Source organism: Franconibacter pulveris, assembly GCF_056780215.1.
The window spans coordinates 2,176,214-2,191,272 of the sequence record NZ_CM165555.1 but is presented as its reverse complement, the minus strand read 5'-3'; the positions used below and the strand labels follow the sequence as shown (position 1 = coordinate 2,191,272).

Below are 15,059 nucleotides of genomic sequence, written 5' to 3'. Positions count from 1 at the left end.
GGCAAGCTAAAAGTAATCGATTACTTTTGCAGGCGTCGTCGTTTTGATCACAATTTTGAAACAAGAAGAACTGTTTTCTTTTTAACCAATCTGCAAGTTGCAAACAGCGGCCCGGGAGGCGACGCGGTTAAGGCGGGCGAAACGAAAATCGGCAGAGAAAGGCTCACGGGGGGCCACCTCCTCCCCTGCTGACCGGGTGGGTAAACGTGATGATTTACGCCAGAAAAACAAGGCCCGCTAACGCCGACGCGATAGCGTAATCTTTGGCGAATTCCTTCAGGGCTTCGGTGTTTTCCCGAAAGTGGTTGAGCATCTTTTCTACCGCTTCCGCTTCATCTTCAGCGCTGGTTTCAAAAGGCAGTTTTCTCATCCCCTGCGCCGCTAACCTCTTTTTTTCATCCGGCGTTAATGTCGCTTTTTCATAGACGTTTACGGTGATGTCGCTTGAGTAAAAAAGGTACGTTTTCACGATCTGTCCTTAACGCGTTATCCCTTATTGGCAGACCGTTAATAAAACAGCCATTCATCCAGCCAGTCGAGCGTTTTACGGTTGAGAAGCGATCGGCTTCGCATTTCGCGATGCGATGAAAAAGCGCAGGCGGACGAAACAGGCGTCAACGCCGTGGTAATGCCTCGCCGCATTATGATTCACCCGAACAGGCTAAGCCGGGAGCGCCTCCCGGCTTATTGCTCAGCGCTGGCTGCTGTTTCGCCAGTGCTGTTCGCAGCGTTCGCGGGCTTCGGCGTTCAGGTCGCGCAGTTCAGGCAGGCTGTCGCTGGTGCCATAATCCATCGTGCTGGCCGCCTCTTCCCGCTCCTCTTTCGCGGCGAAGCTCAGCGTTTCGTCACGCTTGCGCCAGTCGCCGCCGTTTTGCTCATAGATAAGCGCATAAGTCGGCGTCTTTTCGTCGCTGCCGTAAATCTCATATTTGCGGGTTGGCGCATCTTCAGGACCAAACTGAATCGTATCGATAAGTGTTGAATCGGCCATCGTTTTCTCCTCTGTGGTTAAGGAGTAAGGGTAGCCTATCGCGCGCAGTGCTGCGGGCCGACGCAGTTCAGCGGCGGCGGACCGCCCGTCCCAGCAGCTTAACCTGCGCGGCCTCCAGCGCCAGCTGCACCGCCCCTTCCACCGTCGCCTGCGGGCCAAACTGCGTGGCGGCCACCGTGGTATGCGGCGAAAAGGCGGCCAGGGTTTTGCGCACCGCGGCGACGATAAGCCAGTTCGCCCCCACGCTGCCGCCCATGACTATCATCGCCGGATCGAGAACCGCCACCAGTCCGCAGGCGAGAAAGCCAATCTGCTCGCCATACTGCGCTATCGCCTGCATCGCCATCGGCTCGCCGCCCGTCGCCCGCTCCAGCAGCGCGTCCATGGAGCGCACCATCGGGAGCGACGGCGCGCGGCGGGCGTTCAGCCGGTCGAGAAAACCCTGCTTCGCCAGATGCCGCTCCAGCATCAGTTCGCCCGGCGACTCCTGCTCGCTCCAGGGAAACGGGATATCGGCTATCTCGCCCGCCCCGCCCCGCGCGCCATGTATCAGCATGCCGCCGCTGTAAATGCCGCTGCCGATACGCTCGCCGATTTGCAGAAAAACCACGTCTTTTAGCCCTTTCGCCATTCCCAGCCGCACCTCTGCCGCCACGGCGCAGTTAACGTTGTTTTCAACGATGATATCCACCCCCGCAGGCAGCGCCAGACGCGCCAGAATCGCCTCGGGCGACAGCCCCGCCTGCGAAGGCCCCTCCCGCCCCGAAAGCTGAATATCGGGACGAACCGGTTTAGAGAGCGCGACGGTTATCGCCAGCAGCGGTCCGAACGCCGTAAGCTCCTGGCGCAACGCGGCGATGGCGTCGGCCGCGGCCTTAACCAGTTGAACGGAAGCGGCATGAACAAACTGCCGCAGCGCCAGCTGCCGTCCATCCAGGCTGCGGGCGATAAGCATCGCCTGGCTGTTGCCGATATCCGCGCCCAGCACCCAGCCCGTTTGTTGGCTGAGCTGATAAAGCTGGGCGCCGCGCCCGGCCCCTTCAACGACCGTGATAAAGGCGTGACGCTGAAGTTCCTGCACGCCGGATGACACCGTGCTTTTGCTCATGCCGAGCCGCGTCATCAGCTCCGACTGCGTCGCGCTCCCCTCGATGATAAGCGACTCCATCAGCAGCCGGGCGCGCACGCTGAGCGTCGGCAGGCCGGGCGAGGCAGCCTGCGGCATGGCCAGTTGCGCGGTCTGGTCGAGAAAAGCCTGCGCCAGCGCCAGCGCGCCGGGCCGGTTCAGCGCCTGCGCCTGCTTCGCAAGCCCGGCGAGCAGCGCTTCGCGCTCAAACCCGCCTGTTTGCCACCAGGCGTGCAGCCGGGCGAGATCGCGCTCCGCCTCTGGCTGGCTGAAAAAATCGAGCAGACAACGCCCCGGCGAAGCGAGCCAGAGCCGGGCCGTGAGCGGCGAATCTTCCGGCTGCGGGCCAACGCCGGAGACGGGCGTTACCGTCACGCCGGGCAACTGCAACGGGCGGCGGCGCGGATGCACCACATAAAGCGCGGCGCAGGCCGTCGGGTCTGGCTGCATGGCCGATGGCCCCGCCACTACGCCTTGCGGGAAGAAATGCCCGACTATCTCCCACAGGTAGCGCCTGGTCAGGGTTTCGGCGGGCGTATGAATGTCGCCGCTGTAAATGCCCCTCGCCAGACGCTGAAGACGACCGCGCCGCAACGCCCGGCTAATCACCGCGGCGTCGTGCTGAGCGGCAAAGACCAACGCGGGCCAACAAGAATTCGCCATACCCTTTCCTTATTCATAAACCGCTACGGAGCGAACGGGCCGCCTAATCGGTCAATATTTTGATAATCCGGTCAGTTTATATGCATGAAAAGCGTCACGCTGGTCAAGTTATCACGTAACGCGGTAGACCGCTGTCGTGACCGCGCTCACGATTATCGGGGCAGCATCAATATAATAAATTGAAAATAAAGCAATTAAATAACCATGGCTGGCAGCGCGGCGGCTGTGCGAAGGTGTCTGTGAAGCAAAAACAACCATCAGAACAGAAAAGAGACCCAACCGCTTATGACCGATAACGAAATCTTAATTCCCTTCGCGCAGGGGGTGACGCAGCAGGGCGACGCCTTCGCGCAAACCCTGGCGCGAACGCAGGCGTGGATAGCGTCGCTGGATACTGAAGCGATGCGCCGCGACACCCTGTTATTTGCCGGTATTGGCGCGTCCTATGCCGTGCTCGCCTCGCCGGTGCACGCGCTGCGAGCCGCCGGGATCCGGGCGTTTCGCTCCAATGGTGATGATATGCCCGCAGGCGCCCCGCCGCTTGCCGACTGGTATATCGGCGTCTCACAGAGCGGACGCAGCCCGGAAGTGGTGCGCATGCTGCAACAGCAGCGACACGAGCGGCGGCTGGCGGTGGTCAACCAGGCCGACTCGCCGCTGGAGCGCATCGCCGCGAAGCCGCTGTGGCTCGGCACGCTAATCGATTCGGGCATGTCCTCGGTCGCGTTGATGGCGACCAGCGTCAGCCTGGGGCTGCTTACCGATGCGCTGATCGGCCGCGATACGCAGGCAGACTGGCAGCGTTTGCCTGAGCAGTTGACCGCGCTGCGGCCCGCCGCCGATGCGGTTATTGCGCGCTTCGCCGCCCGGCTGCAGGATGTGGGCTGTATCGATCTGGTCGGCGCTGGCGGCAGCCTGAGCGCTGCGGAACAGGGGGCGTTGCTGCTGCGCGAGGGCCCGAAGGCCGCCGCGATGGGCATGGGCACGCGCCACTATCTGCACGGCATGACCGACGCGGTGGGCAATACCGCCCACGTGGTGATTGGCGGCGAACGCGAAGTGTTGCTGGCAAAACAGATGGCGGCGTTTAAGGTGCCGGTGCTGCTGATTACCGATACCCCGCAGACGATTCCGGGCGTTGAGACGCTGACCTTCCCTTCCCTGCCGCCTTTACAACGGCTGACGCTCGAGTTGCTGGCGATGGAGCTGCTCGCCATTCATCTTGGCGCGGTGCTGGGCCGGGATATCGATGCCGGCATTGTGGAGCGAATCGATACCAAAATAAGCGGAGCAGGCTTATGAACGCCAGCTGGTTAGGAATGGACGTCGGCGGCAGCAAAATTCAGGTGCGCATTGAGGACCGCAGCGGCAGGCTGCTGTTTGACCAGCAGTGGCCCACCGGCCCCTGGAGCGGCGAGCCCTGGTCGCGCAAATCCGCGCGCATGGCGGAGCTGATTGCCTTTGCCTGCAAGCAGGCGAAGCTAACCGCGCCGCCCGTGGCGGTAGGCATCGGCGCGCACGGCTGCGATACCCCCGAAGAGTGCGCCGCCATGACGGCGTTAATGGCTGACCGCCTGCCCGGCTCGGTATGCCAGGTGGTGAATGACGCGGCGCTGGTGGCGTTAAGCGCTTATGGAGAACCCGCGGCGGGCCTGATTGCCGGTACCGGTTCGGTGGCTGTCGCCCGGGGCGCGGACGGCGGCTGGCTGCAAACCGGCGGCTGGGGCTGGGTGGTGGGCGATGAAGGCGGCGCCAGCGGCCTGGTGCGCGCGGCTATCGGCGCCATTCTGCTGGACTGGGACGGCGGCTGCCAGGACGATCCGCTGACCACCACGCTGGTGGAAGCCTTCGGCGTCGCGCACCTGCTGGACCTCCCGTCGCAGCTGCTGCGTAAGCCCGCCAGCGAATGGAGCCGCCATGCGCCGCTGATTTTCGACTGCCTGCCGCGAGATTCGCGGCTCGCCCGCCAGGTGGTCGACGCGGCGGTGGTGTCGCTCACCTCGCTGATACTGCGCCTGCGCGAGCGCGGCGCGACGTTTAATCAGGTTATCGCCGCAGGCGGCGTCATTCGTCACCAGCCAGTTCTGTTCGGCCTGCTGGCTAACGCGTTGCGCCAGCATGATGCGGGTTTATCGCTCTCCCTGTTGCAGGCTGCGCCGGTAAGCGGCGCGCTGCGCCTGGCGCGGCAGATAGCGCCCGAGGCTTCCTTATCTTCTCCTCTGCGAGGTGCATGATGTCCCAGTATGAAAGCGAAGCCGCTCCGGCGGCCAGCAAAGCGTGGCGTTTCCCGAGCACGTACACCGTTCTTATCGTCATTACCGTCGTGGTCTGGCTTCTGACCTGGATAATCCCCGCCGGGCATTATCAAACACAGGATGGCCGACCGGTAGCGGGCAGTTTTCAGGTGGCCGCCAGCCCGCTTTCGGCGCACCAGCGCGTGAAGGAGCTCTTCCTCGCGCCGGTTAACGGCCTCTACGGCATTGAAAACGCCGCCGGGTTCGTTGGGCCTTATGAGAGCGGCAGCGTTTTCGGCGCCATCGGCGTCTTCTTTTACGTGTTATCGCTCGGGGCGTTTATTGTCACCACCACCAAAACAGGGGCCATCGACGCCTGCCTTGGCCACGTGGCGCAGCGCTTCCGGCGGCGCGGCGGCTTGCTTATCGCCATGGTAATGCTGCTTATCGCCATCGGCGGTTCCACGTACGGCATGGGCGAGGAGACGCTGGGCTTTTACGCGCTGCTGGTGCCGCTGCTGCTGGGGCTGGGGTTCGACCGCATGACGGCGGTAGGGGTAATCCTGGTCGGCTCGGTGGTCGGCAACATGAATTCCACCGTTAACCCGTTTATGACCGGCGCCGCCTCGGCGGGCGCAGGCGTGCCGATGGGCAGCGGCATCGGGCTGCGGTTTATCATGTTTCTCGCGCTCACCGGGCTCGCCATTGCCTATGTGGTTATTTATGCCCGGCGCGTACAGCGCAACGCCGCCCATTCGGTGGTGGGCTTCACCGATGAAGATCGCGAGCTGGCGCAGGCGCGTCTGCAATTGCCGCAACCGATGACGGGCCGACAGAAAGCGGTGATGGCGGCCTTCGCCGCCACCTTCGCGTTTATGATTTTCGCCATCATTCCCTGGGCGCAGGTAATTGTCGGGCCGCAGGCGGCGTCGTGGCCCTGGCAGCTCGACTGGTATTTCCCGGAGCTGACCGCGCTGTTTCTGGTGATGTCCGTGGTCACCGGGTGGCTTGGCGGGCTGCGCGGCAACAACCTGTTTAACGCCATGCTGGCGGGCATTGCGGACTTCATGGGCGCGGCGCTGGTCATCGTGCTGGCGCGCGGCATTACCGTCATCATGCATAACGCGCAGATAACCGATACCGTGCTGCACTCGATGGAGAGCGTGGTCAGCGGCGCCTCCTCCGGCCTGTTCGCGGTTATCATGTACCTGATTATCATGCCGCTCTCCTTCCTGGTGCCAAGCTCGTCGGGCCTTGCGACGCTCGCCATGCCGGTGCTCGCCCCGATTGCCGATTTCGCGGGCGTTGGACGAGAAATCGTCGTGACGGCGTATCAGGGGTCAGTGGGCGCTATCGCGATGATCTCCCCCACGTCGGCCATCGTGATGAGCGGACTGGCGCTGGCGAAAGTCAGCTACCCGCGCTACCTGATGTGGGTGCTGCCGCTGCTGGCGATGCTGGCTGTCGCCACCTGTCTGTTCCTGGTGGTCGGCGCGGCGTTATCCTGACGGCGCATAAACCAAACCCGGCCTTCCGCCGGGTTTGCTGACTGTTCTTCTGCCGCCCGCTTTTATGGCTTTTGCTGAAAAACAGTCAAAACAGCGCCCCTGGCGCTTTCCACGCGATTTCCCCTGCGATTTTACTTACCCCGAAAGATGCCCCTATAATGCGCCCCTTTCTGCGGCGGCGATGATATTTAAACAAAATTTGCCAGCCCGGATAAAAGCCCCGGCGCTATGGGGCGGTCCTGACGGGGCATGACAAGGCCTCGCCAGTAAAGCAGTCACAGCAATGACTTAACAACACCAGAAAGCGGTTTACTTATGATTTCGGCAACACAAGAGAAGAGCGAAGGCGCGGTCCGCGCGGGCTGGAAATGGCGCGACAATGTCTGGGCGCTGGGGCTTTATGGCACGGCGGTAGGCGCAGGCACGCTGTTCCTGCCGGTGGAGGTAGGCACCCAGGGGCCGGTTATTTTTCTGATGATGCTGCTTGCCGGTCTGCCGCTCTCGCTGATGCCGCACCTGATGCTGTGTCGCGTTTATATGAAAGAGCAGCCGACGGCGGGCTCATCGCTGCCGATTTTCGGCTCCTTTTTTAAGGGCAAAGGGGAGCTTGCTATCATGCTCTTTTACTGCCTGGCGTTCTTCCCGGTGACGCTGGTATTCGGCGTGGCGCTGGTTAACGCGCTGGATAATTACCTGAGCGCTCATCTGCACGCGGCTCACCTTTCCCGCGGCCTGCTCGCTTTTCTCGTCGTCGCCGGGATTTACGCGGTGCTGAGCAAAGGGCGCGACAAAGTGGTCGGCACCATGAGCGCGCTGGCGTTGCCGTTTGCCGCCTCCATTTTGCTGATAGCCCTGCTGCAAATCCCCCACTGGAATATAGCGAACCTGGCGGGCGTGATGAACAAAGCGCACGCGGCGCCCCTTTCAGAGACGCTAAAAAGCATCTGGCTGACGCTGCCGCTTATCACTTTCTCGTTCTGCTGCGCGCCGATGGTTTCGCCGCTGACCTCTTACTACCGTGAACGGAAAGCGGAAGGCGAGCGCAAGGCGCTGTTGGTTATCCGCATGGCCTACGGCGCGATTTTCTTCAGCATCCTGTTCTTTGTACTGAGCTGCGTATTAAGCATTCCGCACGACAGCTTCGCGCAGGCCAAAGCGCAGAACCTGAACGTGCTGTCGGTGGTGTCGGCGGAAGGCTCGCAGCTTGTCTACCTGCTGGCGCCGTTTATCGCTATTGTGGGCATGACCAAATCGTTTCTCGGCGTGGGGCTTTCCGTCACCGAGACCTTCGCGCAGCTCATTACCGAAGCCTCCGGCACCAAGGGCGCGGGCGGCAAGCGTATTGCTTACCTGATTATGTTCGCGCTGACCTTCGGCATTGTGTACGCCAACCCGAACGTCATTACGCTGATTGAGACCTTCTGCGGGCCGCTTATCGCCATTATTCTGTTTCTGATCCCGGCCTGGCTTATCTATACCCGCGCCGAACTGCGCGAACTGCGCGGCGTAAAAACCGCCGTTATCGCCCTGGCCGGCGTGGCGACGCTTTCCGCCCTGCTCTATTCGATGGCGTAACGCCGTTCAGGTTGCATTAAGCCCCTCGCAGAGGGGCTTTTTTATCGCCCCGATTTCTCCCGACGCTAACTTAATACGCCGCGACCTCCCGCGCCATTTCCCGCGAATAGCGCTGGCTGCCGTTAATCAGCATGCGGGTGTAGGCGGTAGCGACGTCGCCGCTGACCAGCGCTTCCACCGTAAGCGTCTCAAGAATTTTGCCGTACTGCATCACCGCCACCTTCTGGCACAGATGGGCGATGACGCCAAGGTCGTGCGTTACCATCAGATAAGTCAGGTTCGCCTCCTTCTGTAGCTCGGCCAACAGGTTGAGGATTTCCGCCTGCACCGACACGTCCAGCGCCGAGGTCGGCTCATCCAGCAACAAAACCTGCGGCTCCAGAATCAGCGCCCGCGCAATCGCCACGCGCTGGCGCTGACCGCCGGAAAGCTGGTGCGGATAACGGTCGCGAAACGCCCTGCTGAGGCCCACTCTGTCCAGCAGGCTGTTGACGCGGCGGTCACGCTCGGGAATGCCGTGAATCAGCAACGGCTCTTCGAGGATATCGCTGATGGTATGACGCGGATGCAGCGAGCCATAAGGGTCCTGAAAGACCATCTGCACCCGCCGACAACGCTCGCGGCTGATGCGCTTTTCCAGCGGAACGTTATTGATAGCCAGCTCGCCTCGCCAGTGGGTGAACAGCCCCGCGAGGCACTTCAGCACCGTGGTTTTTCCGGAGCCGGACTCGCCCACCAGCCCGTAAATCTCGCCGGGCCGCACCTCAAAAGTGACATCATGCAACACCTGGTTCTGCCTGCTGCCCTCGCCAAACGTCAGGTTAAGATGGTTGACTGTTATCATCTGCGTCTCCTTAGTCCGTAAGCCAGCTCGCCTGGCGTTGCAGAACCGGTAACACCGCGCGGCGGCGGTGAATTTCCGGCAGGGAGTCGATGAGTCCCTGGGTATACGGGTGTTGCGCCTTGTGCAGATCGCAGGCGGCGAGCGATTCCACCACCCGCCCGGCGTACATCACCAGCACCCGGTCGCAAAAGCTGCGCACCAGGTTGATATCATGGCTGATAAAAATAAGCCCCAGCCCGCGCGACTGCACCAGGTCATCCAGCAGCCCCAGCACCTGCAGACGTACCGAGACATCCAGCGCCGAAGTCGGTTCATCCGCTATCACCAGTTCCGGGTCGGTAATCAGCATCATGGCTATCATGATGCGCTGCCCCTGCCCGCCGGAAATCTCATGCGGGTAAAGCTGGTAAACGCGCTCGGGCTGACGAATGCGCACCACCTCCAGCATCGCCAGCGCTTTCTCTTTCGCCTGCGCTTTACGCCCGCGATGGTGCGTAAGCCAGGCTTCGGCGATTTGATCGCCCACGCGCACCACCGGGTTCAGCGAATACTTAGGGTCCTGCATGATCATCGATATCCGTTTGCCGCGGATCTGGCGCATTTGCGCCTCGCTGACCGTGCGCAGGTCGATATCGCCGAACTGCATTTTCTCGGCGGTGATGCGGGTTTTCTTCGGGTGCAAATGCAGCAGCGCCCTGCCCACGGTGGACTTGCCGGAGCCGGATTCGCCGACAATCGCCAGCTTCTCGCGCCCCAGTTGAAAAGAGACGCCGCGCACCGCGTGGGTCACCGCCGCGCCGTTGCTGAAATCGACATGCAGATTGCGGACATCGAGCAAGGGCGAATTAGTCGTTGCGAGGATCGAGGATGTCACGTAAGCCGTCTCCTAAGAAGTTAAACGCCAGGCTATTGATTAAAATCGCCAGCCCTGGAATGGTCACCACCCACCAGCACTCCATCATGTAGGTGCGCCCGCTTGAGATCATGGCTCCCCACTCCGGCTGCGGCGGCTGCGCGCCGAGGCCCAGGAACCCAAGCCCGGCGGCGGTCAGGATTATCCCCGCCATGTTCATGGTGATGCGGATAATGACCGACGGCAGGCAGAGCGGCACAATGTGGCGCCACAGCACGCGCACCGGCGACGCGCCCTGCAGGCGCACCGCGGAGATAAAATCCGCCTGGCGCAGCGAGAGGGTTTCCGCCCGCGCCAGACGCGCTATCGGCGGCCACGCGGTGAGCGTAATGGCGATAACCACATGTTCAAGCCCCGGGCCGAGCGCGGCGACAAACGCCAGCGCCAGCACCAGGCTCGGGAAGGAGATGAAAATATCCGTCACGCGCATTAACACCATATCGACCTTGCCGCCGAAATACCCCGCCGTCACGCCGAGCAGCAACCCCAGCGGGCCGACGGTAACCGAAACCAGCAGCACGATATAAAGCGTAATGCGCGAGCCGTAGACCAGCCGGCTGAAGATGTCGCGCCCGAACTCGTCGGTGCCGAACCAGTGCTGCGCGTTAGGCGCCGTCAGCGCGTTGTTGAGATCCTGCACCAGCGGGTGCCAGGGCGCGATGAGCGGCGCGAATATCGCCACCAGCAGCAACAGGGTAATAATCCCACCGCCCGTCGCCGTCAGCGGATTGCGCGCCATTTTGCCAAGAAAAGCGCCGGTCAGCCGCAGCGCGCGCGTTACCCGCCGACGCCCTTCCCGGCTTTTGTGGCCAAGGGGCGAATCCAGAAAAACCGTCATGATTTGGTCCTCGGGTCAAAGAGTTGATAGAGCATGTCGGAGAGCAGGTTCAGCATCACGAAAATGACGCCCACCACCAGCACGCAGCCCATCACGGCGTTCATGTCGCCGAGCAGCAGGCTGCTGGTGAGGTAGGAGCCGAAGCCCGGCCAGGAGAAGACCGTTTCAATCAGCACGGCCCCTTCCAGCAGCGAGCCATAAGCCAGCGCCACCACGGTTAAAAGCTGAACGAGGATATTGCGAAAGGCGTGGTTCCAGATAACCTGCCGCTCCGTCAGCCCCTTTACCCGGGCGGTGATGATGAACTCCTGGGAGAGCTGCGCCAGCATAAAACTGCGCGTCATCCGGCTAATGTAAGCCAGCGAATGGAAGCCCAGCAGCGCGGCGGGCAATATCAGGTGGTTGATGGCGTTCCAGAAAACGGCGGCATTGCCGGCCAGCAGCGCATCGACGGTTATCAGCCCGGTGCGCCGCGGCACGATGCCGTCGAGACCGAGATCGAGCCTGCCGGCGCCGCCCACCCAGCTCAGCCAGGCGTAAAACACCAGCAGCCCCATCATCCCTACCCAGAAAATCGGCGTGGAGTACCCGGCGAGGCTAATAATGCGCACCACGTAATCCGTCACGCTGTTGCGCCTCGCGGCGGCCAGCACCCCCAGCGGGATGCCCAGCCCTGCGCCGACGATAATGGCCATGGTCGCAAGCTCAAGCGTTGCCGGGAAGACGCGGATAATGTCCTGCGCCACCGGTTTACCGGTCAGCAGCGCGTTGCCCAAATCGCCGTGCAGCAGGTTCGTGAGGTAAATGCCAAACTGCGTCGCCAGCGATTTATCAAACCCCAACTGGTGGTAAACCTGCTGATAGGTGCTCTGGTCGGCGTCCGGCCCGACAATCGCCAGCACCGGGTCGATGGGCATCACCCGGCCGATAAAAAACGTTAACAGCAGCAGGCCGAAGAGCGTCACCATCACCTGCATAACGCGGCCTGAGAAACGCCTGGCGCGCGTGCCAGGGGCGAGAAGTGCGACGGTCATGGTTTCTCTCCTGCGTTGGTTTTATCCACTTCACGCAGAAACGTGGTGGCGGAGGGATGCGGCTGGTAGTGCTTAACCTCGTTGCGCACCACCACTGAATCCACCATTTGCGAAAGCGGGATGAGCGCGGGGATAAGCTTATCGTAGCGGGTCTGGATAGCCTGATAACCAGCCACCTGCTTTTGCGGGTCGCGCTCAAGCAGCGCGCGGTCAATCATCTCGTTGAGCTGTTTGTCGTAAAAGCCGGTGCGCCAGCCCTGAAAGTTGGTGAGCCGCGCGGCGTCGCTGTTATCGGGGTTATAAACCAGCGCGCGTAAGCTTGAGTGCGGATGCGGCTCCATGCCGCTGCCGCCGCGACCCACCAGCATGTCGAATTTACGCTCGCGCATCGCGCCGTAAATCTGGTTGCCGGTGCCGGTGATGATTTTGGCGTTGATGCCGCCCTGCATCAGCGTGGACTGCACCGCAATGGCGATATTGAGAAAGGGCTGGTCCGCCAGCACGCGAAGCGTGGTATCGAACCCGTCCGGGTAGCCCGCCTCCGCCAGCAGTTTTTTCGCCCGGGCAATATCGAGCCGGTAGCCTGGGTCCGGCAGCGTGGAGGGCATGCCGCTTTTTATCGGCCGCTGGTGCAGCACGCCGTAGCCCGGCATCAGCGCGTTGTTGATCCCCTGATAGTCAATGAGATAGCGCACCGCCTCGCGCACTTTGGGATTGCTGAAGTGCGGCTCTTTCATGCTCATCGCCACGTAATAGACGGTGCCGCGCTGCACCGCGTCCACCGTTAAGGCCGGGTCATTGCGCAGGGCGTTGATGTCGGAAACCGCCATGTTGCTGGCGATATCCAGATCCCCTTTCTCGATCATCAGCCGCAGGGTCTGGGACTCCTGGAAATGGCGCAGCACCACGCGGCTCATTTTCGCTTCATCACGCCAGTAACCGGGGTTGCGCTTCATGCGCAGCACATCTTTCGCCTGCCAGCTCTCCAGAATAAACGGTCCGGAACCCGCTTCATTGGTGGTCAGCCAGCGGTTGCCCCAGTCATCGTTCACCGCATGCCGGGAGACTGTTTTGCTGTCCAGCACCCCCAGATTGCCGAGCGCGGCCAGCGAATAGAGGACGAGCTGCGGATCGTTGGCCTTCGGCAAGACTATCTGAAACGTATGCGCGTCAGGAGCGCTGACCTGCTGGTCGATATTCTTTTTGCTGAAGCCGTAGGATTTCCACACCGACGCCTGCGCGAGATTGAGGTGGAGAATGCGGCGCATCGACCAGACCACATCCTGCGCCGTGAGCGGGTTGCCGGAGTGAAACGTCACGTCATCACGCAGATGAAACGTGAGGGTCTGCCCGTCCGGGCTGACTTCCCAGGCGTGCGCCAGCGCGGGTTTAACGTGAGTGAGCTGCGTCGGGTCCAGCTCTACCAGCGAATCGTAAAGATTCACCACGATGCCCACCACTTCGTTGCCGGTCATGGCCGCCGGGTCGAGCGTCAGCAGGTTGTTCATGTTCATACCGATGATGAGCTGATCGGGCGGCGTTTTCGCTATCGCCGCCCCACTCCCCATCATCATGGCGAGCGCGAGCAGGCACGCCCCCAGCGAGGAAGTTCTGTTCATAGGTATACCGTTTTGTAGGGTAAGGGTTGCCGGGCAGATGCCCGGCATGATTTTGTTATTCGTCAGTCGTGGCTGAGGGTGTTCGCTTCGATATAAGCAAAGTTGATGTCTTCACCGAGCCCGGGGCGCTGCGGCAGGTGGACAAAGCCTTCATCGTCCATCGGGTCGACCAGCGTGTTGAGATAAGGCGCCGGCTCGTCGTAATCCAGGAAAGGATGCAGCAGCCCGCGCTCGTACCAGCGGCAGTTGCGAATAGCGCCGATGACCGCGAGGCTCGCCGCGCCGTTGCCGTGCACTTCGCAATCCATGCCGAACGATTCCGCAAGGCTCGCCACTTTCAGGGTGGGCGAGATGCCGCCTACGCCGTTGGCGCCTGCGCGAAGAATGTCGCACGCCCCTGCTTTCACCCAGTCCGCCCGGCTGTGGTGTTTGCCGCCGAGGCTTTCCGGCCCGATGACGGGAATAGACAGGTTTTCCGCCAGCCAGCGGTAGGAGTCCATGCTCTCCTCCTCCATCGGCTCTTCAAACCAGGCGAAGTTGAGCTTTTCCAGCGCCTTGCCTATCCAGAGCGCCTCGGTGCGGCTGTACCAGTGATAACCGTCAATCATCAGGTCAATATCGGGTCCCACCGCTTCGCGCACGGCGGCGCAGGCTTTAACGTCCATTTTCGGGTCAGGCGCGAAAGAGACAGGCGGCATCCAGGTATGCAGCTTGATGGCCTTATAGCCGCGCGCCACCAGCTTTTCGGCGAAAGCGGCATACTCATCCGGGGTGGAAAGGCCGCCTGCGAGGTCGTCTCCGCACATGGTGCTGCCATAGGCGGGCACTTTATCGCGAAAGCCGCCGAGCAATTTATAAACCGGCATGTTGAGCTTGCGGCCGATTAAATCCCACAGCGCCTGTTCCACAAACGACAGCGCGCGTTCAGTGAGCTGGTGCGCGCTGCCCCGCTGCCAGTGCGCGAGATCCTGCCAGATGCGTTCGCGGTTAAACGCCTCCTGACCGACCATGACCTTGCGCAAAAAGGTGTTGACGACAAAGGGGCGCACCACTTCCGGCGGCGCAAAAGAAAACCCCTGCGTGCCGTCGTCGGCGGTAATCGTCAGCATGGCCATTTTCGCCATACTCTCCGGGCCCGGGTGCGAATGCCCGGCGCTGTCGGAAACCCGGCGCGAGAGGTACTGGAAGAGGGTAACGTTTACAGATTCAATTTTCATGGTCGGTCCTTAAAAAGGCAGGGTAATTCATGTTCTGTTTATCAGCCTTGCGGATTACCGCAATCGGCAAGCAGGTTTTAAGTAATTAAAAAGCCGTTTCAATGCTCAATCTAGGCACAAAAAATCACCATGTCCTCGGAAAATGTTCACTAACAGACGGTGATTTTTTGGGCGACAGCACGAAGTTAAGTGATGGTTTTCACAAAAGAAGTGCAAAGTGTGAGATGGGTCAGACCAGGCCGGGAGCGGGAAATTAGCGCCCCGTCACATCAGGCGGAAGCTCAGGTTTTCATCCCCTCTGGCGCTTGCTGCTGGCGGTTTCGGCGCCGTTTTTTTCTCAAGCGCGGGAACGGTGCGTGGCATTTGTTGCTTTTATGTTTCATTTAAGTTAATCGCACCCCCCTTTTACCCGCCTGTTCTGCTATAACAGGCGATGCCCTGCCTGCGCAGAGGAGGCCGGGCAAAGGAACGCTACGTTGAATTTTTCGCAGTAAAAG

13 protein-coding genes are annotated in these 15,059 nt (G+C 61.3%); 4 read left to right on the top strand and 9 right to left on the bottom strand.

The annotated features are described in order from the left end of the window. Window positions 1–214 precede the first annotated feature (214 nt). From ACU4F7_RS10395 to ACU4F7_RS10385, 3 genes are all read right to left on the bottom strand, one after another. The gene (locus ACU4F7_RS10395; RefSeq protein WP_481638603.1) at window positions 215–469 is read right to left on the bottom strand and encodes a hypothetical protein; all 255 of its coding nucleotides are present in this window, start codon (window positions 467–469) and stop codon (window positions 215–217) included. A 222-nt stretch (window positions 470–691) separates the two neighbouring features. Further along, window positions 692–991 (bottom strand): hypothetical protein, encoded by a 300-nt coding sequence (locus ACU4F7_RS10390; RefSeq protein WP_029592836.1) that lies wholly within the window; start codon window positions 989–991, stop codon window positions 692–694. 67 nt (window positions 992–1,058) lie between these two features. Continuing rightward, the gene (locus ACU4F7_RS10385; RefSeq protein ID WP_481638602.1) at window positions 1,059–2,780 is read right to left on the bottom strand and encodes an ROK family protein; all 1,722 of its coding nucleotides are present in this window, start codon (window positions 2,778–2,780) and stop codon (window positions 1,059–1,061) included. 285 nt (window positions 2,781–3,065) lie between these two features. Between ACU4F7_RS10385 and ACU4F7_RS10380 the strand changes: the two genes are divergently transcribed. The 4 genes from ACU4F7_RS10380 (at window position 3,066) to ACU4F7_RS10365 (ending at window position 8,097) form a co-directional block, all read left to right on the top strand. Continuing rightward, on the top strand, window positions 3,066–4,082 hold the full coding sequence (locus tag ACU4F7_RS10380) for an SIS domain-containing protein (protein ID WP_481638601.1): 1,017 nt from the start codon (window positions 3,066–3,068) through the stop codon (window positions 4,080–4,082). Continuing rightward, window positions 4,079–5,014, top strand: a complete 936-nt coding sequence (locus ACU4F7_RS10375; RefSeq protein ID WP_481638600.1) for an N-acetylglucosamine kinase — start codon at window positions 4,079–4,081, stop codon at window positions 5,012–5,014. The genes ACU4F7_RS10380 and ACU4F7_RS10375 overlap by 4 nt, the downstream gene beginning before the upstream one ends. Beyond that, entirely contained in the window at window positions 5,011–6,522 is a 1,512-nt protein-coding gene (locus ACU4F7_RS10370; protein WP_481638599.1) for a YfcC family protein, read from the top strand. Before ACU4F7_RS10375 ends, ACU4F7_RS10370 begins: the two co-directional genes overlap by 4 nt. A 315-nt stretch (window positions 6,523–6,837) precedes the next feature. Then, a complete protein-coding gene (locus ACU4F7_RS10365) occupies window positions 6,838–8,097 on the top strand; it encodes an amino acid permease (protein WP_481638598.1) in 1,260 nt (419 codons plus the stop codon). Between the two features lie 70 nt (window positions 8,098–8,167). On the opposite strand, the gene ACU4F7_RS10360 is transcribed toward ACU4F7_RS10365, so the two are convergent. The 6 genes from ACU4F7_RS10360 to ACU4F7_RS10335 form a co-directional block, all read right to left on the bottom strand. Further along, the gene (locus ACU4F7_RS10360; RefSeq protein ID WP_481638597.1) at window positions 8,168–8,941 is read right to left on the bottom strand and encodes an ABC transporter ATP-binding protein; all 774 of its coding nucleotides are present in this window, start codon (window positions 8,939–8,941) and stop codon (window positions 8,168–8,170) included. Between the two features lie 10 nt (window positions 8,942–8,951). Further along, window positions 8,952–9,815, bottom strand: a complete 864-nt coding sequence (locus ACU4F7_RS10355) for an ABC transporter ATP-binding protein (protein ID WP_024555422.1) — start codon at window positions 9,813–9,815, stop codon at window positions 8,952–8,954. Beyond that, the gene (locus ACU4F7_RS10350; RefSeq protein ID WP_481638596.1) at window positions 9,787–10,692 is read right to left on the bottom strand and encodes an ABC transporter permease; all 906 of its coding nucleotides are present in this window, start codon (window positions 10,690–10,692) and stop codon (window positions 9,787–9,789) included. Before ACU4F7_RS10350 ends, ACU4F7_RS10355 begins: the two co-directional genes overlap by 29 nt. Further along, entirely contained in the window at window positions 10,689–11,726 is a 1,038-nt protein-coding gene (locus tag ACU4F7_RS10345; RefSeq protein ID WP_024555420.1) for an ABC transporter permease, read from the bottom strand. Before ACU4F7_RS10345 ends, ACU4F7_RS10350 begins: the two co-directional genes overlap by 4 nt. Then, complete coding sequence (locus ACU4F7_RS10340) at window positions 11,723–13,345, bottom strand: ABC transporter substrate-binding protein (protein ID WP_481638595.1); 1,623 nt, start codon at window positions 13,343–13,345, stop codon at window positions 11,723–11,725. The genes ACU4F7_RS10345 and ACU4F7_RS10340 overlap by 4 nt, the downstream gene beginning before the upstream one ends. A gap of 62 nt (window positions 13,346–13,407) precedes the next feature. After that, entirely contained in the window at window positions 13,408–14,562 is a 1,155-nt protein-coding gene (locus tag ACU4F7_RS10335) for a mandelate racemase family protein (protein ID WP_024555418.1), read from the bottom strand. Between the last annotated feature and the right edge of the window lie 497 nt (window positions 14,563–15,059).